At 66.4% G+C, this 20,581-nt stretch carries 19 protein-coding genes; 10 read left to right on the top strand and 9 right to left on the bottom strand.

Going from position 1 to position 20,581, the window contains the following annotated elements; all coding sequences use genetic code 11:
• The first annotated feature begins 22 nt into the window (after positions 1-22).
• The 6 genes from WS45_RS13205 to WS45_RS13180 all read left to right on the top strand — a co-directional run bounded on the left by WS45_RS13205 (position 23) and on the right by WS45_RS13180 (position 6,176).
• Positions 23-1,057, top strand: a complete 1,035-nt coding sequence (locus tag WS45_RS13205) for an ABC transporter substrate-binding protein (RefSeq protein WP_059689977.1) — start codon at positions 23-25, stop codon at positions 1,055-1,057.
• A gap of 4 nt (positions 1,058-1,061) precedes the next feature.
• Positions 1,062-2,162, top strand: coding sequence for an ABC transporter permease (locus WS45_RS13200; RefSeq protein ID WP_059700590.1), 1,101 nt, complete (start codon positions 1,062-1,064; stop codon positions 2,160-2,162).
• The gene (locus tag WS45_RS13195) at positions 2,156-2,980 is read left to right on the top strand and encodes an ABC transporter ATP-binding protein (protein WP_059700248.1); all 825 of its coding nucleotides are present in this window, start codon (positions 2,156-2,158) and stop codon (positions 2,978-2,980) included. The genes WS45_RS13200 and WS45_RS13195 overlap by 7 nt, the downstream gene beginning before the upstream one ends.
• A gap of 50 nt (positions 2,981-3,030) precedes the next feature.
• The gene (locus tag WS45_RS13190) at positions 3,031-4,212 is read left to right on the top strand and encodes a c-type cytochrome (RefSeq protein ID WP_059700246.1); all 1,182 of its coding nucleotides are present in this window, start codon (positions 3,031-3,033) and stop codon (positions 4,210-4,212) included.
• Positions 4,213-4,250: 38 nt separating this feature from the next.
• The gene (locus tag WS45_RS13185) at positions 4,251-5,210 is read left to right on the top strand and encodes an ABC transporter substrate-binding protein (protein WP_059525225.1); all 960 of its coding nucleotides are present in this window, start codon (positions 4,251-4,253) and stop codon (positions 5,208-5,210) included.
• A 99-nt stretch (positions 5,211-5,309) separates the two neighbouring features.
• Positions 5,310-6,176, top strand: a complete 867-nt coding sequence (locus WS45_RS13180; RefSeq protein ID WP_059700244.1) for an MOSC domain-containing protein — start codon at positions 5,310-5,312, stop codon at positions 6,174-6,176.
• A gap of 81 nt (positions 6,177-6,257) precedes the next feature.
• Here the strand turns inward: WS45_RS13180 and WS45_RS13175 are convergent, their stop codons facing one another.
• Both WS45_RS13175 and WS45_RS13170 read right to left on the bottom strand, forming a co-directional pair.
• The gene (locus WS45_RS13175) at positions 6,258-7,655 is read right to left on the bottom strand and encodes a sensor histidine kinase (protein WP_059700589.1); all 1,398 of its coding nucleotides are present in this window, start codon (positions 7,653-7,655) and stop codon (positions 6,258-6,260) included.
• A 127-nt stretch (positions 7,656-7,782) separates the two neighbouring features.
• A complete protein-coding gene (locus WS45_RS13170; RefSeq protein WP_059450182.1) occupies positions 7,783-8,457 on the bottom strand; it encodes a response regulator in 675 nt (224 codons plus the stop codon).
• Between the two features lie 125 nt (positions 8,458-8,582).
• Here WS45_RS13170 and WS45_RS13165 point away from each other — a divergent pair, with 125 nt between their 5' ends.
• From WS45_RS13165 to WS45_RS13150, 4 genes are all read left to right on the top strand, one after another.
• Positions 8,583-9,683: an ABC transporter substrate-binding protein gene (locus WS45_RS13165; protein WP_059689973.1), complete on the top strand. Its 1,101-nt coding sequence runs from the start codon at positions 8,583-8,585 to the stop codon at positions 9,681-9,683.
• A 118-nt stretch (positions 9,684-9,801) separates the two neighbouring features.
• Positions 9,802-11,574, top strand: a complete 1,773-nt coding sequence (locus WS45_RS13160) for an ABC transporter permease (protein WP_059700242.1) — start codon at positions 9,802-9,804, stop codon at positions 11,572-11,574.
• Positions 11,567-12,634 (top strand): ABC transporter ATP-binding protein, encoded by a 1,068-nt coding sequence (locus WS45_RS13155; RefSeq protein ID WP_059700240.1) that lies wholly within the window; start codon positions 11,567-11,569, stop codon positions 12,632-12,634. Before WS45_RS13160 ends, WS45_RS13155 begins: the two co-directional genes overlap by 8 nt.
• A 138-nt stretch (positions 12,635-12,772) precedes the next feature.
• On the top strand, positions 12,773-13,846 hold the full coding sequence (locus tag WS45_RS13150) for a porin (protein ID WP_059700238.1): 1,074 nt from the start codon (positions 12,773-12,775) through the stop codon (positions 13,844-13,846).
• Positions 13,847-13,982: 136 nt separating this feature from the next.
• Here WS45_RS13150 and WS45_RS13145 read toward each other — a convergent pair whose 3' ends face one another.
• The 7 genes from WS45_RS13145 to hpaE all read right to left on the bottom strand — a co-directional run bounded on the left by WS45_RS13145 (position 13,983) and on the right by hpaE (position 20,559).
• Positions 13,983-14,462, bottom strand: coding sequence for a hypothetical protein (locus WS45_RS13145; RefSeq protein ID WP_059700235.1), 480 nt, complete (start codon positions 14,460-14,462; stop codon positions 13,983-13,985).
• A gap of 17 nt (positions 14,463-14,479) precedes the next feature.
• Positions 14,480-15,697, bottom strand: a complete 1,218-nt coding sequence (locus WS45_RS13140) for a DUF6402 family protein (protein ID WP_257140365.1) — start codon at positions 15,695-15,697, stop codon at positions 14,480-14,482.
• A 420-nt stretch (positions 15,698-16,117) separates the two neighbouring features.
• Entirely contained in the window at positions 16,118-16,924 is an 807-nt protein-coding gene (gene hpaI, locus WS45_RS13135; RefSeq protein ID WP_059700233.1) for a 4-hydroxy-2-oxoheptanedioate aldolase, read from the bottom strand.
• A 12-nt stretch (positions 16,925-16,936) separates the two neighbouring features.
• A complete protein-coding gene (gene hpaH, locus WS45_RS13130) occupies positions 16,937-17,740 on the bottom strand; it encodes a 2-oxo-hept-4-ene-1,7-dioate hydratase (RefSeq protein WP_059700232.1) in 804 nt (267 codons plus the stop codon).
• A gap of 20 nt (positions 17,741-17,760) precedes the next feature.
• Entirely contained in the window at positions 17,761-18,153 is a 393-nt protein-coding gene (locus WS45_RS13125; RefSeq protein ID WP_059700230.1) for a 5-carboxymethyl-2-hydroxymuconate Delta-isomerase, read from the bottom strand.
• Between the two features lie 29 nt (positions 18,154-18,182).
• The gene (gene hpaD, locus WS45_RS13120; RefSeq protein ID WP_059700228.1) at positions 18,183-19,031 is read right to left on the bottom strand and encodes a 3,4-dihydroxyphenylacetate 2,3-dioxygenase; all 849 of its coding nucleotides are present in this window, start codon (positions 19,029-19,031) and stop codon (positions 18,183-18,185) included.
• Between the two features lie 64 nt (positions 19,032-19,095).
• Positions 19,096-20,559: a 5-carboxymethyl-2-hydroxymuconate semialdehyde dehydrogenase gene (gene hpaE, locus WS45_RS13115; protein ID WP_059700226.1), complete on the bottom strand. Its 1,464-nt coding sequence runs from the start codon at positions 20,557-20,559 to the stop codon at positions 19,096-19,098.
• Positions 20,560-20,581 lie beyond the last annotated feature (22 nt).

Here is a 20,581-nt window from a genome sequence, read left to right as displayed (position 1 = left end):
GACCGGAACCGGAGACCACACGATGACCGAACCCACCGCACCCGCGCCGACCGGCGCCCATGACGACAAGCGCCGCCGGCTGCTGCGCGCGGCCGGCGCCGCCGCGCTCGCCGCGCCGGCGATCACGCTCGGCCGCAAAGCATGGTCCGCGCCGCCGCTGAAGAAGCTCACGTTCGCGTGGAACCAGAACGCGTTCTGCCTGACGCCGATCGTCGTCGCGCAGGAAAACGGCTTCTTCGAGAAGAACGGGCTGAAGGTCGAGCTGATCAACTACAGCGGATCGACCGACCAGTTGCTCGAATCGATCGCGACCGGCAAGGCCGACGCGGCGGTCGGGATGATTCACCGCTGGCTGAAACCGCTCGAAGCCGGCTTCGACGTGAAGATCATCGGCAGTTCGCACGGCGGCTGCGTGCGGCTGCTCGGCGCGAAGACGGCCGGCGTGACGACGCTGCAGGCGCTGAAGGGCAAGACGGTCGGCGTCAGCGATCTCGCGGCGCCCGGCAAGCACTTCTTCTCGATCCTGCTCGCGAAGAACGGCATCGATCCCGAACGCGACATCACGTGGCGGCAGTATCCGGCCGATCTGCTCGGCGTCGCGGTCGACAAGGGCGAGATCCAGGCGATCGCCGACGGCGACCCGAATCTCTATCTGCTCGAAAAGCGCAGCAACGGCGCGTATACGGAACTTGCGACGAACCTGTCCGGCGAATACGCGCGCAAGGTGTGCTGCGTGATCGGCGCGCGCGGCGACCTCGTGCGCAACGACCGGCCGGCGGCCGCCGCGCTCGCGCGCTCGATCGTGCAGGCAACCGAATACACGCACGACAACCCGAACGAAGCCGCGAAGGCGTTCGCGAAGTATTCGCCGAAGATCAATCCGGAAGATCTGCGCAAGCTGTACGCGACGCTGACCTACACGCACCACCCGACCAACGTCGATCTGCAGCAGGAAATCGCGTTCTACGCGGACGATTTCCGCCGGATCAGCGTGCTGAAGAAGAGCACCGACCCGCAGCGCTTCGCGCAGCAGGTCTATGCGAACGTGCTGGGGTGACGCGATGTCGACGATCGAACACGCGTCCGCGGCGCGCACCGCATCCGCAACCGCAACCGGCGGTACCGCCGCCGCGCCTGCCACGTCCCGCGCAGCATGCACGGTCTGCGACGCGACGCTCGCGGCCGAAGCCCGCCGTGCGCGTACCTGGCCGACCGGCGTCGTCGCGGCGCTCGCGTGGGCCGCGCTCGGCGCGGTGACTGACGTGTGGCCGAACCGCGTCGTCGGTTTCACCGACTGGGCGTACACCGACACGTTCGGCATCGCCGCGTGGGCGATCGCCGCGCTGCTGCTGGTCGCCGCGACGCTCGGCCATCGCGTGCCGGCCACGCGCGCGCGGCTTGCCCGCGTGCGCCCGGCCGGCCCGTGGCTCGTCGCACTGCCGCTCGTGCTTGCCGCGTGGGAAATCGTCACGGCCAAAACCGGCTGGCTGCCGACGCCGTTCTTCGCACCGCCGCAGGCATTGATCGAGGTCTACGTCGACGACTGGCCGCGCCTCGCCGGCAGCGCCGTCAATACGCTGAAGCTGCTTTCGCTCGGGTTCGCGTACGGCGTCGCGGTCGGGTTCGCGGTCGGCGTATCGATCGGCTGGTCGCGCCGCATCGGCTACTGGGTGCATCCGGTGCTGCGCGTGCTCGGCCCGGTGCCGGCCACCGCGCTGCTGCCGCTCACGTTCTACTTTTTCCCGACGAGCTATTCGGCCGCCGCGTTCCTGATCGCGCTGTCGACCGGCTTCCCGGTCGCGGTGCTGACGTGGTCGGGCGTCGCGAGCGTGAACCGGCAGTACTACGACGTCGCGCGCACGCTCGGCGCGAACGCGCGCTTCCTGGTGCTGCGCGTCGCGATTCCCGCCGCGCTGCCGCACGTGTTCGTCGGCATCTTCATGGGGCTGAGCGCATCGTTTACGGTGCTCGTCGTCGCCGAGATGATGGGCGTCAAGTCGGGGCTCGGCTGGTACCTGAGCTGGGCGCAGGGCTGGGCATCGTACGTGAACATGTATGCGGCGCTGATCGTGATGGCGCTGCTGTTTTCCGGGCTGATCGCGCTGCTGTTCGCGGTGCGCGACCGAGTGCTCGCGTGGCAGAAAGGAACCGTCAAATGGTAAGCGCCGCCGTTCCCGAATCGTCCGTCTCCGCGGCGCCCGCCACGCCCGATGCCACGGTGCCGCGCGGCGCGCGCATCGAGATTCGCCGCGTGAGCCATGCGTTCGACGGCCCCGGCGGCCCGCTGCCGGTGCTCGACGACGTCACGCTGTCGGTCGCGGCCGGCGAATTCGTCGCGCTGCTCGGCCCGAGCGGTTGCGGAAAATCGACGCTGCTGCGGCTCGTCGCGGGCCTCGACGCCGCACGACAAGGCCGAATCGCGCAGGACGGCGTGCCGATCGAGCGGCCCGATCCGTCGCGCATCGTCGTGTTCCAGGATCCGACGCTCTACCCGTGGCGCCGCGTGCGCGCGAACGTCGCGCTCGGCCTCGAGGCGCGCGGCGTGGCTCGCACCGCGCAACATCGCGTCGACGATGCGCTCGCGCGCGTCGGGCTGCAGGAATTCTCGAACGTGTTTCCGCATCAGTTGTCGGGCGGGATGGCGCAGCGTGTCGCGCTGGCGCGCGCGCTCGTCAACGATCCGCGCCTGCTGATTCTCGACGAGCCGCTCGGCAAGCTCGATTCGCTGACGCGGTTGACGATGCAGGCCGAGTTGACCGCGCTGTGGCAACGCGACGGCTTTTCCGCGCTGCTCGTCACGCACGATGTCGAGGAAGCGCTGTTTCTCGCGCAGCGCGTGATCGTGTTCGGCCCGCGTCCCGCGCGGATCGTCGCGGAACTGCGCGTCGACCTGCCCTATCCGCGCCATCGCGGCGATCCGCGTCTCGCCGAACTGCGCCACGAAGCGCTGCGGCATCTCGGACTCGATGCGAGCTGGTAGATGCCGAGTGCCGCTGGCAGGATGGCCCGCGCACGGCAAAGGCTGCGCCGATGAATGCACCGCCGTTCGCCGACTGGGCGCTGCTGTTCCTGCAACTGCTGTATCGCGCGCAGATCGCGTTCGCCCGCGCGCTGCATGCGGCCGGTCTGACCGGGGATGTCGACGGACAGGCCGCGTGGCCCTGGGCACACCGGTTCGCGCTCGAAACGCTGCGCATCGATGCCGGGCTCACGCGACAGCTTGCGTTCGCTTGCGCGGCAACCGCGTTCGCCGTGGCGCTGGGCGGCATCGCGTTCGTTTCGCGCAAGTGGCGGGCGGCATCGGCGATCGCCGCACTGGCCGTCGCGTGGTTCGCGCCGTGGCCGCCGGCATCTCTGTGGCTCGCACCCGCAGTGCCGACCAGTTTCCAGCGCAATCCCGCGCCGCTTTCCGTCGTGGACGTGACGCGCGGTGCGCACCTGTATGCGCGGCATTGCGCGGCATGTCACGGCGCGGACGGTCGCGGCGAAGGGCCGCTCGCGGCAACGCTCAGGCATTGGCCGCCGACTTTCGCGGGCGCGCTGCTCGCCCGCCGGCTCGACGGCGAACTGTACTGGCGCGTGCGACACGGTATGCACGACGCGCGCGGCGCGGCGTCGATGCCGGGCTTTGCCGCGACGCTCGGCCCGGCCGACACGTGGGCCGTGCTCGCTTACCTGAAGGCGCTGTCGGCCGGCAGCGGCGCACGGGCGGAAGGCGCGTGGCCCGTGCCCGTTCCGCTGCCCGCGCTCGACGTGCGTTGCGGCAGCGCCGCGCCGCAACCGCTCGAGCGCTGGCGCGAAGGCCAGCGCGTGCGCGTCGTTGCGCTCGCGCCAGGCACCACGCCGCCGACGGAGGATCCGCGCTGGCAGACGCTGCTCGTCACCGCCGACGACACGCCCGCGCCACCGGCAACCGGCCCGCGCGCGAACTGCGTCGCGTCGACGCCGGGTGCCTGGCAAGCGTTCGCGACGATCGCCGGCGTGCCGCCCGAGACGTTCGGCGGCACGCAATTGCTTGCCGACCGGCGCGGCTGGCTGCGGGCGCGCGCGTTGCCGGGCAGCGCGGGCTGGTCGGCCGACGATTTGTTGTGCCGCTCGGATGCGACCGCCCGGCCGTCCGCCGCCCCCGCGAACGTCGATCCGCTGACCGCGCTGCTGCTGCGTGCGGACGCTGAACCCGTGCGCGACGTGCAGGCCGGGCTCCCGCATTGAATCCCTGAACCGTTTCCTCCGATCGACCGAACTTCACGATGAATCCGACCCGACGTCACTTTCTCGCGCAAGCGAGCGCCCTCGCCGCCGCCACCCTCGCCGTCGCGCCGACCGCATTGCACGCGCAATCGGGCACGCGACCGCTGCTGCGTGCCGGCGACCAGAAAGGCGGGCTGCGCGCGCTGCTCGAAGCGGCCGGCGAACTGAACGGCCTCGCATACGACATCGCGTGGACCGAATTCCCGGCCGCCGCGCCGCTGGCCGAGGCGCTGAACGCGGCGGCCGTCGACTGCGGACCGATCGGCGACGCACCGGTGATCTTCGCGCTCGCATCGGGCGCGCGCATCAAGGTGATCGGCGCGAACCGCTCCGACCCGTACGGCACCGCCGTGCTCGTGCGGCCCGACGCGACGCTGAAGGACGCGGCCGACCTGAAAGGCAAGCGCATCGGCACCACGCGCGGCTCGATCGGCCATTTCGTCACGCTGAAAGCGCTCGACGCCGCGGGCCTGCCGCCCGACGCCGTATCGTTCCGCTTCCTGCCGCCGGCCGACACGATGCTTGCGCTCGCAACCGGTTCGATCGATGCGTGGGCGACGTGGGAACCCTATACCGCGCTCGCCGAAACGAGCGGCCGCGCGCGCGTGCTCGTCAACGGCCGCGGCCTGTGGTCGGGCCTCAGCTACGTCGCGGCGACCGACGCGGCGATCGCATCGAAGCGCGACGTGCTGCGCGACTTCCTGCAACGCGTCGTGCGCGCGCAGGCCTGGTCGTACCGGCACGTCGACGCGTATTCGGCGGCGCTCGCGCGCATCGTCGGCATCCCGCCGGCGGCCGCGAAGCTGCAGTTCGAGCGCCGCAACACGCGTTGGCAGCCGATCGACGCGACGGTGATCGCCGGGCAGCAACGCACGGCCGACTTCTACCTGAAGGCCGGGCTGCTGCGCCAGCCGCTCGACGTGCGCACGACCTTCGACCTCGGCTTTCCGCTGGCGTGACCCGACGCGCGGCTCGGCGCGACGGCCTGCAACCGCCCAAACGGCTTCCGCATGATCTGGCACAATCGCGATTCGACCATCCCGCCTTCAGCCAGCGTCATGCCAGCCATCTCCGAACTCTTCGTCTATCCGATCAAATCCTGCGCCGGCATCGCGCTGTCGCGTGCGCAGCTGCTCGAAACGGGCCTCGCGTACGACCGCCACTGGCTGATCACCACCCCGGACGGGATGATGATCACGCAGCGCACGCACCCGCGCCTCGCGCTGATCCGCACCGCGCTCGAGCACGATGCGCTCGTGCTGAACGCGCCGGGCATGCCCGAGATCCGCACGCCGCTCGACGGCGATGCGACGCCCGCCACACCGAAGATGGCCGCGACCGTCTGGCGCGACACCGTCGACGCGATCGACACGGGCGCCGAGACGGCCGCGTGGCTCACCGAATTCCTCGGCATGCCGTTGAAGCTTGCGCGCTTCGGCGCCGAGTCGCGCCGCGGCTGCAACCGCAAATGGACCGGCGACATCGACACGCACACGCAGTTCGCGGACGGCTATCCGCTGCTCGTGATCGGCCAGTCGTCGCTCGACGACCTGAACGCGAAGCTCGTCGCGAAAGGCGCGCCCGCAATTCCGATGAACCGCTTCCGCCCGAACATCGTCGTGTCGGATCTCGATGCGTACGAAGAAGATTTCGTCGAGCATCTCGACGCCGAAGGCGACACGCCCGTGCGCCTGCGCCTCGTGAAGCTGTGCACGCGCTGCCCGATGCCGACGATCGACCAGGTGACCGGCGCGCCGAACCCGGAATGGCCGCACGAGCCGACCGACACGATGCAGACCTATCGCGCGCATCCGAACTACGACGACGCGCTGACGTTCGGCATCAACGCGATCGTCGTCGAAGGCGCGGGCGCGTGGCTCGAGGTCGGGCAGTCGCTCGAAGCTGAGATCGGGTTCGGCGACTGAGCGGATCGGTCGAAACGGCGCGACGGCGTATCGCTTTCGCCGTCGCCGTTCACCGCGATTGCGTCGAGCGCGGCCCGCCTTCTACTGCGCCGCCGGAACCGTCGGCAGCATCACCGTCACGACCAGCCCGCCGCCCGCCGCATCGGTCAGCGTCACGCTGCCCTGATGCACGCGCGCGATCTCCCGCACGATCGACAGCCCGAGCCCCGTGCCTTCGACCGTCTGCGTCTTGCTGCCGCGATGGAAGCGCTCGAACACCGCGTCCCGCTCGGCTGCCGGAATGCCCGGCCCGTTGTCGATCACGTCGAGCCGCGCATGTTCGCCGTCGCGCGACACGCGCACCGTGATCACCGCACGGTCGCCCGAATAACGGATCGCGTTGTCGATCAGGTTGCCGATCATTTCGCCGAGCAGATCCGGCTGACCGTGCACGTCGACGTCGGTCTCGTGCTCGAAGCCAAGATCGATGTCGCGCGCCCGCGCCACCGGCGACCAGTCGAGCGTCACGCTGCGCGCCAGCCGATGCAACGCGACCGGCTGGTGCGCGACCGCATGGCCGCTGTCCGAATCGAGCCGCGACAGCGACAGCAGCTGCTGGACGATCTTCGCGGCCTGCCGCACCGCACCGTTCACACGCCGCAAGTGCACGTTCACGCGCGGTTGCTCGTCCGGCCGCAAGGCCAGTTCGACGCCGGCCTGCACGGCGGCGAGCGGCGTCTTCAGCTGATGCGCCGCGTCCGCGAAGAAGCGCCGCCGCGCGACCTGCATCCGCTGCGTGCGGCCGATGTACTGGTTGATCGACTCGACGAGCGGCGCGAGCTCGCTCGGCATGCCGCCGGTGTCGAGCGGCGTCGGATCGCCGTCGGTCCGCGCGGCGACCTTCGCGGACAGCCGGTTCAGCGGCCGCAGCCCGCGCCCGACGCCGAGCCACACGATCCCGAGCGCGAGCACGACGAGCAAGCCTTCCTGCAGCAGCGAGCCCATCAGGATTTCGCGCGCGAGCGCCTGGCGCCCCTCGATCGTTTCGCCGACCATCACCCATACGATGCGCGTCTGCGCGGTCGGCACGTCGTGCACCGGCACGCGCAACGCGGCCATGCGCAACTGCTCGCCGCGATAGACGACGTTGTAGTAGCGCGTGACGAACAGCGCGCCGTCGCCCGACGGCAGCGGCAGGTCCGGATAGCCGGTGATCGTGTGGCCGTTGTCCTCGCGGATCAGGTAGTAGATCTTGCCGCCGTCGCCCGACTCGAACATCTCGAGCGCGAGATACGGCAGGTCGACCTCGATCTCACCGTCGTTGAGCCGCACGCCTTCGCGGATCGACTTCAGCGACGACGACAGCGTGCGGTCAAACGCGACGTGCGCGGCGCTCATCGCGCGCTGGTACGTGAGCCACGAGTCGAGCGCGAGCAGCCCGAGCAGCGGCAGCAGCAGCCACAGCGCGACTTGCGTGCGCAGGTTCGGACGGCGAATCATCATGTCTGCCACCGGGCCGGCCCAAGCGCGGCATGCGCCCCCTTGGCGGGCAGCGGACGTGTCGATCCGGAATGGCGCTTCAGCGCATACGCCGGTCCCGTGCAAGGCTGGCGAGCGTGGGGTTGGTTCATCCGGCGGCCTTCGCTTCGAGCAGATAGCCGAGCCCCCGCAGCGTGACGATCGCGACGCCGGTGTTTTCCAGCTTCTTGCGCAGCCGGTACACGTAGATCTCGATCGCGTCCGCGTTGACCGACTCGTCGAGCCCGAAGATCTTCTCCGACAGCGTCTCCTTGTTGATCGCGCGCCCGTTGCGCAGAATCAGCACCTCCAGCACCGAGCGCTCGCGCGGCGTGAGCGGCAACGCTTCGCCGGCGAGGTGGAAGCTGCGATCGATACTGTCATACGAAAGCGGCCCGCATTCGACCCGCGAATGCTCGTGACCGAGGCTGCGCCGGATCAGCGCGCGGGCGCGCGCCTCCAGCTCGGTCAGTTCGAACGGCTTCGCCAGATAGTCGTCGGCGCCGAGATCGAGCCCCTTCACGCGGTCCTCGACCGAGCCGTGCGCGGTCAGGATCAGCACCGGCACCGGATTGCGGCGCGCGCGCAACCGTCGCAGCACCTCGAGCCCGTCGAGCTTCGGCAGCCCGAGATCGAGGATCACCAGCGCGTAGTCCTGGGTGCGCAGCACGTGATCCGCCGCCTCCCCGTCCGCCATGTGATCGACCGCGAAACGCGCGGCGCTCAGCGCGTCGTTCAGCGACTGCGCCAGGTTCGGGTTGTCTTCGACGAGCAGCACACGCATGGGGACCTCGGGAAATCCATGACACAAAGGACGCTATTGTGAACCGAAATGAAAGCAGGCTGAAAGTGCCTCGCAATTAACATCCGCGTCACTCGAACAACACACACGCATCACTGGAGGAAGACATGCCGTTTGCACCGAAGCAGCTCGCCGCCGCGCTGGCGATCGTCCTGGGCACCGCCGCCGGCGCCGCCGTCGCGCAGGTTCCGGCCGGATATCCGGGTAACTACCAAGGCGTCGTCGACGCCGCGAAGAAGGAAGGCAAGCTGATCGTCTACTCGACGACCGACACGGGCCTCGTGCGCCCGCTGATCAAGGACTTCGAAAGCCTGTACGGCGTGAAGGTCGAGTACAACGACATGAACAGCACCGAGCTGTACAACCGCTACATCAGCGAGAACGCGGCGAGCAGCACGAGCGCCGACGTGCTGTGGAGCTCGGCGATGGACCTGCAGGTCAAGCTCGTCAACGACGGCCTGATGGCGTCGTACGATTCGCCCGAAAGCGCGAACGTGCCGCAATGGGCGCAATACCAGAAGCAGGCGTACGGCACGACGTTCGAGCCGCTCGCGATCGTCTACAACAAGCGGCTGATTCCCGAGAACGAGGTGCCGAAGACGCGCGCCGACCTGATCAAGCTGCTCACGTCGCAACCCGACAAATTCAAAGGCAAGCTGACGACGTACGACGTCGAGAAATCCGGCGTCGGCTTCAACGCGCTGACGCAGGACGCGCACCTGAACGAGAAGGTCACGTGGGAGCTCGTGAAGGCGATCGGCGCGACCGGTCCGAAGCTGCAGTCGAGCACCGGCGCGATGATGGAGCGCATCTCGTCGGGCGAGAACCTGATCGGCTACAACATCATCGGCTCGTATGCGTACGCGAAGGCGAAGAAGGACAAGTCGATCGGCTACGTATTCCCGAAGGACTACACACAAGTCGTGAGCCGCCTGGCCACGATCTCGAAGAAGGCGAAGAACCCGAACGCCGCGAAGCTGTGGGTCGACTACCTGCTGTCGAAGCGCGGCCAGACGTTGATCGCGAACCAGGCGAACCTGTACGCGATTCGCACGGACGTGACCGGCGAAACGTCGGTCGCGAGCCTCACGAAGGAACTCGGCGATTCGCTGAAGCCGATCCCGATCGGCACCGGCCTGCTCGTCTATCTGGACCAGTCGAAGCGGCTCGCGTTCCTCAAGCAATGGCAGCAGGCGATCAAGAGCTGATCCGCTGATCGGCTTCGGCCGACCGACGGCCGCCCGCCGCACGCACGCCGCGCGGGCGGCCCCTTCCCCTTACCGACTTCCTAGAGGCGGCCATCCGGATGGCCGCAGGGGCGAACTCATGCTTTCAACCAGCACACGCGGAGCGGCGCCGGCCGTTCCGCCCACCACCGGCCCGGGCGGCGCGATTCCCGCGCTGCAGGCCAGCAACCTGCAGCCGCTCGCCGGCATGCTGCGCTGGATCGTCGTCGCGGTGCTCACCGTCGCGGTCGCGCTGCCGCTCGGCTTCATCCTGTTCCAGAGCCTGCTGTCCGCGCCGTTCTTCGATGCGAACAAGACGCTCGGCATCGAAGGCTTCCGCTTCATCTTCACCGACCCGGACTTCTGGTCCGCCGTGAAGAACTCGTTCATCATCGCCGGCGGGATGCTGTTCATCTCGATCCCGCTCGGCGGCATTCTCGCGTTCCTGATGGTGCGCACCGACCTGCCCGGCCGCCGCTGGCTCGAACCGCTGCTGCTCACGCCCGTGTTCGTGTCGCCGATGGTGCTCGCGTTCGGCTACGTGGTCGCGGCCGGCCCGGTCGGCTTCTACTCGGTGTGGTTCAAGGAACTGTTCGGGATGCAGAACGTGCCCTGGAACGTCTACTCGATCTTCGCGATCACGGTGATCGTCGGCCTCACGCACGTGCCGCACGTGTACCTGTACTCGTCGGCCGCGCTGCGCAACCTCGGTTCGGACGTCGAGGAAGCCGCGCGCGTGACGGGCGCCCGTCCGTTCCGCGTCGCGCTCGACGTGAGCCTGCCGATGACCATGCCCGCACTGCTGTTCGCCGGCGTGCTCGTGTTCTTCCTCGGCTTCGAGGTGTTCGGGCTGCCGCTCGTGCTCGGCGATCCGGAAGGCCACCTCGTGCTCGCGACCTACCTGTACAAGCTGACCAACAAGCTCGGCGTGCCGTCGTATCACCTGATGGCCGCGGTCGCCGTGTGCATCGTCGCGATCACGTTCCCGCTCGTGCTGCTGCAGCGCCGTTTGCTGAAGACCGCGAACCGCTTCGTCACCGTGAAGGGCAAGGCCGGTCGCGCGACGGTGCTGCCGCTCGGCATATGGCGCTGGGTCGCGCTCGCGATCGTCGCGCTGTGGCTGATGCTGACGGTGATCGTGCCGATTTCCGGCATCGTGCTGCGCGCATTCGTGACCAACTGGGGCGAAGGCGTCGCGCTCGCCGAAGTGCTGACGCTGTCGAACTTCATCGAGCTGTTCGAGCAGGACAACCTCGTGCGCGCGATCGTCAACACGCTCGGCATCGGCGTGATCGGCGGCGCGCTCGCGATCGGCTTCTACTCGCTCGTCGCGTTCGCCGGCCACCGCCGGCACGACTGGGCGACGAAACTGCTCGATTACCTCGTGCTGCTGCCGCGCGCGGTGCCCGGCCTGCTCGCCGGTCTCGCGTTTCTGTGGATATTCCTGTTCGTCCCGGGCCTGCGCGAGCTGAAGAACTCGATGTGGAGCATCTGGATCGCGTACACGGTCGTGTGGCTCGCATACGGGATGCGGCTCATTCAAAGCGCGCTGCTGCAGGTCGGCCCCGAACTCGAGGAAGCCGGCCGCAGCGTCGGCGCGACGCGCAGCCGCGTGTCGCTCGACGTAACGCTGCCGCTCGTGCGTTTCGGCCTGCTCGCCGCGTGGCTCCTGATCTTCATGATCTTCGAGCGCGAATACTCGACCGCCGTCTACCTGCTGTCGCCCGGCACCGAAGTGATCGGCGCGCTGCTCGTGTCGCTGTGGGCGACCGGCGCCGTCGACCAGGTGGCCGCGCTCTCTGTCATCAACATCGCGATGGTCGGCGCCGGTCTCGGCGTGGCCCTGCGCTTCGGAGTGAAACTTCATGGATAAGCTCATCGTCGACGACCTGCATCTCAGCTACGGCGCCAACCCGATCCTCAAGGGCGTGTCGTTCGAACTGAAAGCCGGCGAAGTCGTGTGCCTGCTCGGCGCATCGGGCAGCGGCAAGACCACGCTGCTGCGCGCGGTGGCCGGCCTCGAACAGCCGTCCGACGGGCGCATCCAGCTCGACGACCGCGTGTTCTTCGACGGCGCGCGGCACGTCGACCTGCCCGTCGAACAGCGTTCGCTCGGCCTCGTGTTCCAGTCGTACGCGCTGTGGCCGCACCGCACCGTGGCCGACAACGTCGGCTACGGGCTCAAGCTGCGCCGCGTCGCGCCGGCCGAACAGAAGCGCCGCGTGCAGACCGCGCTCGATCAGCTCGGCCTCGGCCATCTCGCCGAACGGTTTCCGCATCAGTTGTCGGGCGGCCAGCAGCAGCGTGTCGCGATCGCACGCGCGCTCGTCTACAACCCGCCCGTGATCCTGCTCGACGAGCCGCTGTCGAACCTCGACGCGAAACTGCGCGAGGAAGCGCGTGCGTGGCTGCGCGAGCTGATCGTGTCGCTCGGGCTGTCGGCGCTCTGCGTGACGCACGACCAGACCGAAGCGATGGCGATGTCCGACCGCATCCTGCTGCTGCGCAACGGTCGCATCGAACAGGAAGGCACGCCGGCCGAGCTGTACGGCGCGCCGCGCTCGCTGTACACGGCCGAGTTCATGGGCAGCAACAACCGCATCGACGCACGCGTCGCGGCCGTCGACGGCGAACGCGTGACGCTCGCCGGCGACGGCTGGGAACTGCAGGCGCTGGCCCGCGACACGTTCGCACCGGGCCAGGACGCACAGGCCGTGATCCGTCTCGAACGCGTGCAGGTCGCCGACGGCCCGGGGGCGAACCGGCTGCAGGCCGATCTCGTCACGTCGATGTATCTCGGCGATCGCTGGGAATACCTGTTCCATTGCGGCGAGATGCGCCTGCGCGCGTTCGGCCACGTGCCGCGCGCGGCCGGCAAGCACTGGATCGAATTCCCGACCAACGACTGCTGGGCGTTCGCGAAAGTGGGCTGACCCGGGCGCGGCGTGCTCTGCGCGCCGCGCACGTCGAGCAAGGCAATGACAGACCGTCCGGCGAACGCTTTCCGGCGTTGGCCTCGACCGCGTCATACCCGTTTCACCCAACCCACAATAAATCAGGAGACACCGTCAATGAAATTTCGTGCAGCAGTCCTCACCAGCTCGGCCGCCGCGGCCTGCATCGCCGCCCCCGTCGTGCACGCGCAGTCGTCGGTCACGATGTACGGGATCATGGATGCCGGCATCGAATACACGAACCATGCGGCGCCGGAGGGCGGCAATTCCGTCAAACTGAAGTCGGGCAACAAGAATACGTCGCGCTGGGGCCTGCGCGGCGTCGAGGATCTCGGCGGCGGGCTGAAGGCCGTGTTCCGCCTCGAAAGCGGAATCGACCTCGCGAACGGTGCGTTCGACGACGGCCCCGACTCGATCTTCGCGCGTCGCGCGACGGTCGGCCTGAAAGGCAAATGGGGCGAGCTGACGCTCGGCCGCAACTACACCGTCACGTACGACTACATGCTGCCGTTCGATCCGATGGGTTACGCGCAGAACTACTCGTGGGCGACATCGTCGATGGCGACGGGCGGCCGCAAGGACGGCATGTTCACGCGCTCGTCGAACGCGGTGCGCTACGACGGTGAATTTAGCGGCGTGAAGTTCGGCGCGATGTACGGCTTCGGCAACGTGCCGGGCAGCGTGAAGACCAGCTCGAAATACGACTTCGCGCTCGGCTACGAGACCGGCCCGTTCGCGGCGGTGCTCACGTTCGATCGGCAGAACGGCGCGGCCGACAGCGTCACGCCGGCCGATACCGTCAATTACATTCAGGGCATTCACGCGGGCTTGAGCTACGACTTCGGCGACCTGAAGACGATGGCCGGCTATCGCAACTACAAGCGCACGTTTCGCACTGCGGCGGCGAACCAGTTGAGCGACACGTACTGGGTCGGCGGATCGTACCAGTTCACACCGGCGTTCTCGCTGATCGCCGCTGTCTATCACCAGAACGTCAAGGGTGGCAGCGATGCCGATCCGACGTTGGTGTCGGTGCGCGCGAATTACGCGCTGTCGAAGCGCACGGTGCTGTACGCGGCCGGTGCGTTCGCGATCGCGAAGCATGACCAGAAGGTCGGCGTATCGCGCGATTTCGCCGGGTATGGCACCACGCAGGTCGGCGTGACGGCGGGGATTCAGCAGCGGTTCTGAGTCCTGGCTTGATGGCACAGGCGGCGGCGCGCGTCGCCTGCCCGCCTCCATGCGATGCGGTCACTGGCACTCGCTCGCCATCGTGCGCCGGGCCTAACGCGCAGCACGACGTCGCACACGCACGGATCACTGTCTGCTACGGCAACATAGCCTTGAATCGATCAAACCGAGTAGGCGGCAGCCTGATCTCTCCCTCACTATCAACGGCAGTATCAAATATCAGGGATTCCTTGGTCCATACCAAACGAACGGAATCCGGGGACTCGTAAGTCCGCTCTGCAAGCAATCGCATGTCGGATGTCCGATAGAGGCGCAAAAGGATTCGATCCGCTCCGAGGTAGGCGTATTGCGCCGTATAACGCCCCCCATCGTTCCTGGAAAGCTCGGTATCAAACCGCATCGCCTGTGAGCGTACGCGCGCATCCTTGTAGTAAGAACCAGCGCAGAACAACAAAGTGACAATTGCCAGACCGGAACCCAGTGCCTTCATTCCCGACTTCATTCGTTCAACGCGCCCCTCCTTGTGCGAGAGGCTGTATAAAACGACTATCAGCAGACAGACAACGGTTCCGGCCAGAACGAGTGCTGCAAGTGCAACCATTCCTGCACCTTGCATACCTATCGCCAATCCATTCATTCGAAATATACCGTTATGGGTTTAGCTAACATGATCGGCCTATAGTCGGAAAATATGATGAAGTCGCCGCCTCGATGGGTCCGTGCTTGCCACTCGCGGAACGAGCGATTCCGGACCGGATAGTAAATCTTCCCCGGTTCATAGAGGTTTGCGACCGTACTGCCTGCTACTACCGGAAAGTCAAACCACGGCTGATCCGCAAGATTCGCTGCCACGTAGCTTGGTACGATAACTACGCCGTTTTTGCTCCAGTGTCCAAGGTACTGGGACCGTGAGCTCGTATCCCCCTCAAAGGAATACCCGTCCCTGACGTAGACAACGATGTGCGTAACCGTCGCCTTCGTATTTCTGACGTCGAACGTAACGCCAGCTACCGCCGCATAGAGGTTGAATGCGCCCAACGCGCCGGTCAGGTCATCAGGGACGCCGGCATCGGGCAGTCGCCGCACGGCCTGCAAAGCCTTCTGTTCAAAGGAACTTTCTACCGCCGCTCGCTGGAACTGGAATTCCTTGTGTAGCTTTCGGATATCGTAGCCGCTGACCATCCAGGGCGATACGTCTCCGCGCCTACGGTATCGGCCAAGAATATCTTGGAGGGTTTCATACGCACGTGAGCTATATATATCGGAATTTACGAGACTGTCGTATTGCTTCTTTGCGCGCCCATGCTTGAGGACCCAATCCATTTTTACGGTGGTTCGATCGACCATCGACTCAGGGTAGAGGTCGCCATTCTGGTTAATCTCGCTACTCTGGTCTCTGGATGTAATCGAGTAGTTGAGTTCCCCCGCAAACCACCGCTCCATCAATTTCGCAGAAACCGGCATATGCTCTTTTCGCATGGCATCAGGAATTTGCTGAATATCGAATGGCGGTACTTCTTTTTTCTTTTCCCCTGCCTTCGTTTTCTTGGGCGGATCGGGTGTATCCAACCACTTCTTGAAGCGTGAAAATGCGCCTGCAATTCTTTCGAGGTCGTCCACCAACTTATCGAGCGAATCGCGCTTGTCGGTCTGAACAACAGGTTTGGACTGCCTGGCTGGCGACTCCTTCACCGGGGGAGCCATTGCCATCGATAGACCGACATCGCACACTGGGATGCATCCATCGCCCCCCTCACAACGCTTCCATTTCCAAACCAGCTTGTTGATCTTGAAGTACGGAATCCTATCGGTATCGCGCGCCATACCTTTACTCGCGTTGTAGAATCCCAAACCTTACAATTCCACACCAAGCCGCACAATGTCGTGCGATGTACATTTATCAACAATGATCAAAGCGATCGAGTCCAGAACGCAGATCTTTTCAGGTCTTCTTACATACATCGCACACACATTCCTCCGTTTCGGGTGGCAAACGCATTTCCCGAAACGTCCCTTCGGCAATCTGGCGGCGCAGGGTAAAGCACACACGCATTGTTGACAAGTGTAAACGGCGAACTCGTCACGTCCCGCGTTTCTGCGCCTGTCGACTCAATTCCTCAATCGCGGCTGCGTCCGCCTGATCGCGCCAGATCCTGTAGCGGATCAGATCTGAAAATCTCACACGCGACGGCGCGATTTCATTCGAAACGACCGAAAGTCGCAAGAAGCGAAACGGGATACATCCCTCCCCAAAGATCAGGTCCGCCTCGTTCAATACGTCCCATCCCCCTTCTTCGCCGCCTCCCCACCGTTCCCCTTGAACCGCGCCGCCAGTCGCTCCGCACTCCGCGCCAGCAGCGTCGTATCGACTCCCACCGCTACAAACAGCGCCCCCGCTTCGAGATACCGCCGCGCCGCCGCCTCGTCCGCACTGAGAATGCCCGGCGCCTTCCCCGCCGCCTTGATCGCCCGAATCGCGCCGTCGATCGCCATCTGCACGTCCGGATGCCCGGGATTGCCGAGATGTCCGAGGTCGGCCGCCAGATCCGCCGGCCCGATGAACACGCCGTCGACGCCATCGACCCGCGCAATCGCGTCGATCGCATCGAGCCCGGCGCGCGTCTCGACCTGCACGAGCACGGCCATCTCGTCGTTCGCGCGATGCAGGTAGTCGCCCACGCGATTCCAGCGCGACGCGCGCGCGAGCGCACTGCCGACCCCGCGAATCCCGTGCGGCGGATAACGCGTCGCGGCCACCGCCGCGCGTGCTTCCTCAGCGCTCTGCACCATCGGCACGAGCAGCGTCTGCGCGCCGAGATCGAGCACCTGCTTGACGATCACCGGATCGTTCCACGGCACGCGCACGACCGGATGCGACGGATACGGCGCAATCGCCTGCAACTGCGCGAGGATCGTCGGCACCGTGTTCGGCGCATGTTCGCCGTCGATCAGCAGCCAGTCGAAACCGACGCCCGCGACGACTTCGGCGCTGTACGGATTCGCGAGCCCGAGCCACAGTCCGACCTGCGCATCGCCGCGCGCGAGCGCGGCCTTGAAGACATTCGACGGAATCAGCATCGTTCGCTCACCTCACTCGAAATGACACTGGATCGTCCCGAGCGGACCGTAGTCGACGCTGAACGTATCGCCCGAACGTGCCGCGCACGGCCGCGTGAACGAACCGCCGAGCACGATCTGCCCCGGTTCCAGCGCGACGTCGAAGCGCGACAGCCGGTTGGCGAGCCACGCGACGCCATTGGCCGGATGGTTCAACACGCCGGCCGCGACGCCCGTTTCCTCGACCACGCCGTTGCGCGACATGATCGCCGCGACCCAGCGCAGGTCGACGTCCTGCGGCCGCACCGGCCGCCCGCCGATCACGACGCCCGCGTTCGCCGCGTTGTCGGCGATCGTGTCGAACACCTTGCGCGGCCGCTTCGTATCGGGGTCGATCGACTGGCTGCGCGCGTCGATGATCTCGAGCGCGGGCACCACATAGTCGACCGCGTCGTACACGTCGAAGATCGTGCAGTTCGGGCCCGTGAGCCGCTTGCCGAGCACGAACGCGAGTTCGACTTCCACGCGCGGCACGATGAAGCGGCCGGTCGGAATCGTGCCGCCGTCGTCGAAGAACATGTCGTCGAGCAGCGCACCGTAGTCGGGTTCGTCGATTTGCGACGTGTTCTGCATCGCCTTCGACGTGAGGCCGATCTTGTGCCCTTTCAGCGTGCGGCCTTCCGCGAGCTTGAGGGTCACCCACGCGCGCTGGATCGCGTAGGCGTCGCCGATCGTGATGTCGGGATGGTCGAGCGAGATCTGGCGGATCTGCTTGCGCTCGCGCTCGGCGTCGTGCAGACGCTGCGCGAGCTGGTCGATGATGGCGGGTTCGAGCATGGTCGGATCGGGAAAGGTGTTCAGCCGGCCCGCTTGTAGCGGGCGTGGATGTTGTTGTGCTTGTACGAGCCGCTTTCGCTGAACTCGGTCAGCTCCATCGACAACGCGAGATAGCGTTTCGCGTACAGCTCGGCGAAATGCGCCTTGATCGCGTCGAACAACGCGTCGCACGCGGCCTTCTTGATTTCGTCGCTGCGGCCCGAGCCGATCTTCAGCGTCACGTGGACGAACGCGTCGTCCCCGGTGCCGTCGGCGATGCAGTAGTCCTGCAGCTCGATCGCGCGCGAGCGGATGCCGCCCGTCGGAAACACGCCGCCCTGCGCGATCAGCGTCGCGTTGATCGTGCGCAGCAGCGCGGGAATGCGCGCGTCGTCGCGGATGTTCGCGGTGTACTCGACGACGATGTGTGGCATGGCAACGCTCCGGATAGGTGATGCGGCGCTCAGGCGAGCGGGAAGATCGCGTTGATCTGCCCGGTGCCCGAGCTCGCGAAATAGTCGGTGACGATCTCGACGGGCTTGTCGTAGCGATCCCAGCCGAGCAGGCCGAGCAGCATCGCCGTGTCGTGCATGCCGCCTTCGCCGTGGCAATGCGTGTTGTACTCCGGCAGCATCGCGCAGAAGGTCTTGAAGTCGCCCTGCTTCCACAGCTCGACCGCGCGCAGGTCGACCTGCCGGAAGAATTCACGGCTGATCTGGTGGATCGATTCCTCGGGGCTGCCGTTGTCGTTGAAGCGGTGCGACAGCGAACCGCTCGCGAGGAACGCGACGTTCGAATCGCTCTTTTCAATGGCCTCCAGCAGCGCTTCGCCGAAGCGTCGGCTTTCGTCGAGCGTGTGCCACATGCACCAGCCCGCGATCGACACGACCTTGAAGTGCTGGTCGCCGTTCATGTAGCGCATCGGCACGAGCGTGCCGTATTCGAGTTCGAGGCTGTCGATCTCGTGCGCGCGCGTCGCGATGCCGCGCACGCTGGCCGTCTCCGCGATCAGGCGGCCGAGCGCCGGGTTGCCCGGATACGCGTACGCCATGTCGCGGATGAAATGCGGCAGCTCGTTGCTGGTGTACGTGCCGGCGAACCGCGCATTGCAGTTCACGTGATAGCCGGCGTTGACGAGCCAGTGCACGTCCGACACGACGATCGTATCGACGCCGAGCGCGCGGCAGCGCTCGCCGATCAACTGATGGCCGCGGATCGCCGCTTCGCGGCAGCCATGATGCCTGCCGGGCAACTCCGACAGGTACATCGACGGCACGTGCGTGATCTTGGCGGCGAGGGACAGTTTGCCCATCGTTAAGTCTCCGTATCGTTCTGGCGTTCTGACGGTGTTCCTGCGGCGAAACGATCCACGCCCGTTACACGCCCCAGCGGGGAATGTGATGCGAACCCATCGAGATGCACACGTTCTTGATCTCCGCGAACACCTCGAAGCTGTATTCGCCGCCCTCGCGCCCGGTGCCCGACTCCTTCACGCCGCCGAACGGCTGGCGCAGGTCGCGCACGTTCTGGCTGTTCACGAACACCATCCCGGCCTCGATGCCGCGCGCGAGGCGATGCACCTTGCCGACGTCCTGCGTCCAGATGTACGACGCGAGCCCGTACGACGTGTCGTTCGCAAGCCGCAGCCCTTCTTCCTCGTTCTCGAACGGAATCAGGCACGCGACCGGCCCGAAGATTTCCTCTTGCGCGATGCGCATCCGGTTGTCGACGTCCGCGAACACGGTCGGGCGCACGAAGTTGCCGTTGCGCAGATGGTCGGCGAGACCGGCCGGCTTGTCCGCGCCGCCTGCCACCACGCGCGCGCCTTCCTGCTCACCGATCCGGATATAGCCCGTCACCTTCTCCCAGTGCTGGCGCGTGATCATCGCGCCGAGCTGCGTCGCGGGATCGGTTGGGTCGCCGACCACCAGGTTGTTCGCGCGGCGCGCGAATTCCTGCACGAAGCGATCGTAGATCGTGCGCTGCACGAAGATCCGCGAGCCCGCGGTACAACGCTCGCCGTTGATCGAGAAGATCGTGAACAGCGACGCGTCGAGCGCGCGGTCGAAATCGGCATCGTCGAAAATCAGCACCGGCGACTTGCCGCCAAGCTCCATCGAATACTTCTTCAGCCCCGCGCGTTCCATGATCCGCTTGCCCGTGACCGTGCCGCCCGTAAACGACACCGCGCGCACGTCCGGATGGCGCACCAGCGCGTCGCCGGCGGTCGCGCCGTAGCCCTGCACGACGTTCAGCACACCCGGCGGAATGCCGGCCTCGAGTGCGAGCCGGCCGAGCTGGTCGGCCGTCAGCGGCGACAGCTCCGACATCTTCAGCACGGCCGTGTTGCCGAGCGCGAGACACGGCGCCGTCTTCCACGTCGCGGTCATGAACGGCACGTTCCACGGCGACACCAGCGCGCACACGCCGACCGGCTGGTACAGCGTGTAGTTCAGCATCTGGTCGTCGACCGGATACGTGCGGCCGTTCATCTGCACGCACACTTCAGCGAAGAAGTTGAAGTTCTCGGACGCGCGCGGAATCAGCTGCTTGCTCGTCTGAGCGATCGGCAGGCCGGTGTCCTGCGTCTCGAGCGCGGCGAGCATCGGCACGTTCTTCTCGATCAGTTCGCCGAGCTTGCGCATCAGCTTCGCGCGCTCCTTGGCCGGGGTGTTCGCCCATTTCGGGAATGCTTCCTTCGCCGCACGCACGGCCGCGTCGACTTCGGCCTCGCCGGCGGACGCGACGTCGGTGATCACGTCGCCCGTCGCGGGGTTCAGCGTCGTGAACGTCTCTCGGCTTTCGACTTCGCGGCCGTCGATCCAGTGCTTGATGGTCATGTGCTCTCCTTGGGCGACGGGC

The sequence above is a fragment of the Burkholderia sp. RF2-non_BP3 genome, from assembly GCF_001522185.1.
Taxonomy (GTDB): Bacteria; Pseudomonadota; Gammaproteobacteria; order Burkholderiales; family Burkholderiaceae; genus Burkholderia; species Burkholderia diffusa.
This window is presented reverse-complemented; position numbering and strand designations above follow the sequence as displayed.

What these genes read in the sequence shown, in the direction of transcription:
- WS45_RS13205 (WP_059689977.1), top strand. Translation starts at nt 23, where the DNA reads ATGACCGAACCCACCGCACCCGCGCCGACCGGCGCCCATGACGACAAG.
- WS45_RS13200 (WP_059700590.1), top strand. Translation starts at nt 1,062, where the DNA reads ATGTCGACGATCGAACACGCGTCCGCGGCGCGCACCGCATCCGCAACC.
- WS45_RS13195 (WP_059700248.1), top strand. Translation starts at nt 2,156, where the DNA reads ATGGTAAGCGCCGCCGTTCCCGAATCGTCCGTCTCCGCGGCGCCCGCC.
- WS45_RS13190 (WP_059700246.1), top strand. Translation starts at nt 3,031, where the DNA reads ATGAATGCACCGCCGTTCGCCGACTGGGCGCTGCTGTTCCTGCAACTG.
- WS45_RS13185 (WP_059525225.1), top strand. Translation starts at nt 4,251, where the DNA reads ATGAATCCGACCCGACGTCACTTTCTCGCGCAAGCGAGCGCCCTCGCC.
- WS45_RS13180 (WP_059700244.1), top strand. Translation starts at nt 5,310, where the DNA reads ATGCCAGCCATCTCCGAACTCTTCGTCTATCCGATCAAATCCTGCGCC.
- WS45_RS13175 (WP_059700589.1), bottom strand. Translation starts at nt 7,655, where the DNA reads ATGATTCGCCGTCCGAACCTGCGCACGCAAGTCGCGCTGTGGCTGCTG.
- WS45_RS13170 (WP_059450182.1), bottom strand. Translation starts at nt 8,457, where the DNA reads ATGCGTGTGCTGCTCGTCGAAGACAACCCGAACCTGGCGCAGTCGCTG.
- WS45_RS13165 (WP_059689973.1), top strand. Translation starts at nt 8,583, where the DNA reads ATGCCGTTTGCACCGAAGCAGCTCGCCGCCGCGCTGGCGATCGTCCTG.
- WS45_RS13160 (WP_059700242.1), top strand. Translation starts at nt 9,802, where the DNA reads ATGCTTTCAACCAGCACACGCGGAGCGGCGCCGGCCGTTCCGCCCACC.
- WS45_RS13155 (WP_059700240.1), top strand. Translation starts at nt 11,567, where the DNA reads ATGGATAAGCTCATCGTCGACGACCTGCATCTCAGCTACGGCGCCAAC.
- WS45_RS13150 (WP_059700238.1), top strand. Translation starts at nt 12,773, where the DNA reads ATGAAATTTCGTGCAGCAGTCCTCACCAGCTCGGCCGCCGCGGCCTGC.
- WS45_RS13145 (WP_059700235.1), bottom strand. Translation starts at nt 14,462, where the DNA reads ATGCAAGGTGCAGGAATGGTTGCACTTGCAGCACTCGTTCTGGCCGGA.
- hpaI (WP_059700233.1), bottom strand. Translation starts at nt 16,924, where the DNA reads ATGCTGATTCCGTCGAATGTCTTCAAGGCCGCGCTCGCGCGCGGCGAT.
- hpaH (WP_059700232.1), bottom strand. Translation starts at nt 17,740, where the DNA reads ATGCTCGAACCCGCCATCATCGACCAGCTCGCGCAGCGTCTGCACGAC.
- WS45_RS13125 (WP_059700230.1), bottom strand. Translation starts at nt 18,153, where the DNA reads ATGCCACACATCGTCGTCGAGTACACCGCGAACATCCGCGACGACGCG.
- hpaD (WP_059700228.1), bottom strand. Translation starts at nt 19,031, where the DNA reads ATGGGCAAACTGTCCCTCGCCGCCAAGATCACGCACGTGCCGTCGATG.
- hpaE (WP_059700226.1), bottom strand. Translation starts at nt 20,559, where the DNA reads ATGACCATCAAGCACTGGATCGACGGCCGCGAAGTCGAAAGCCGAGAG.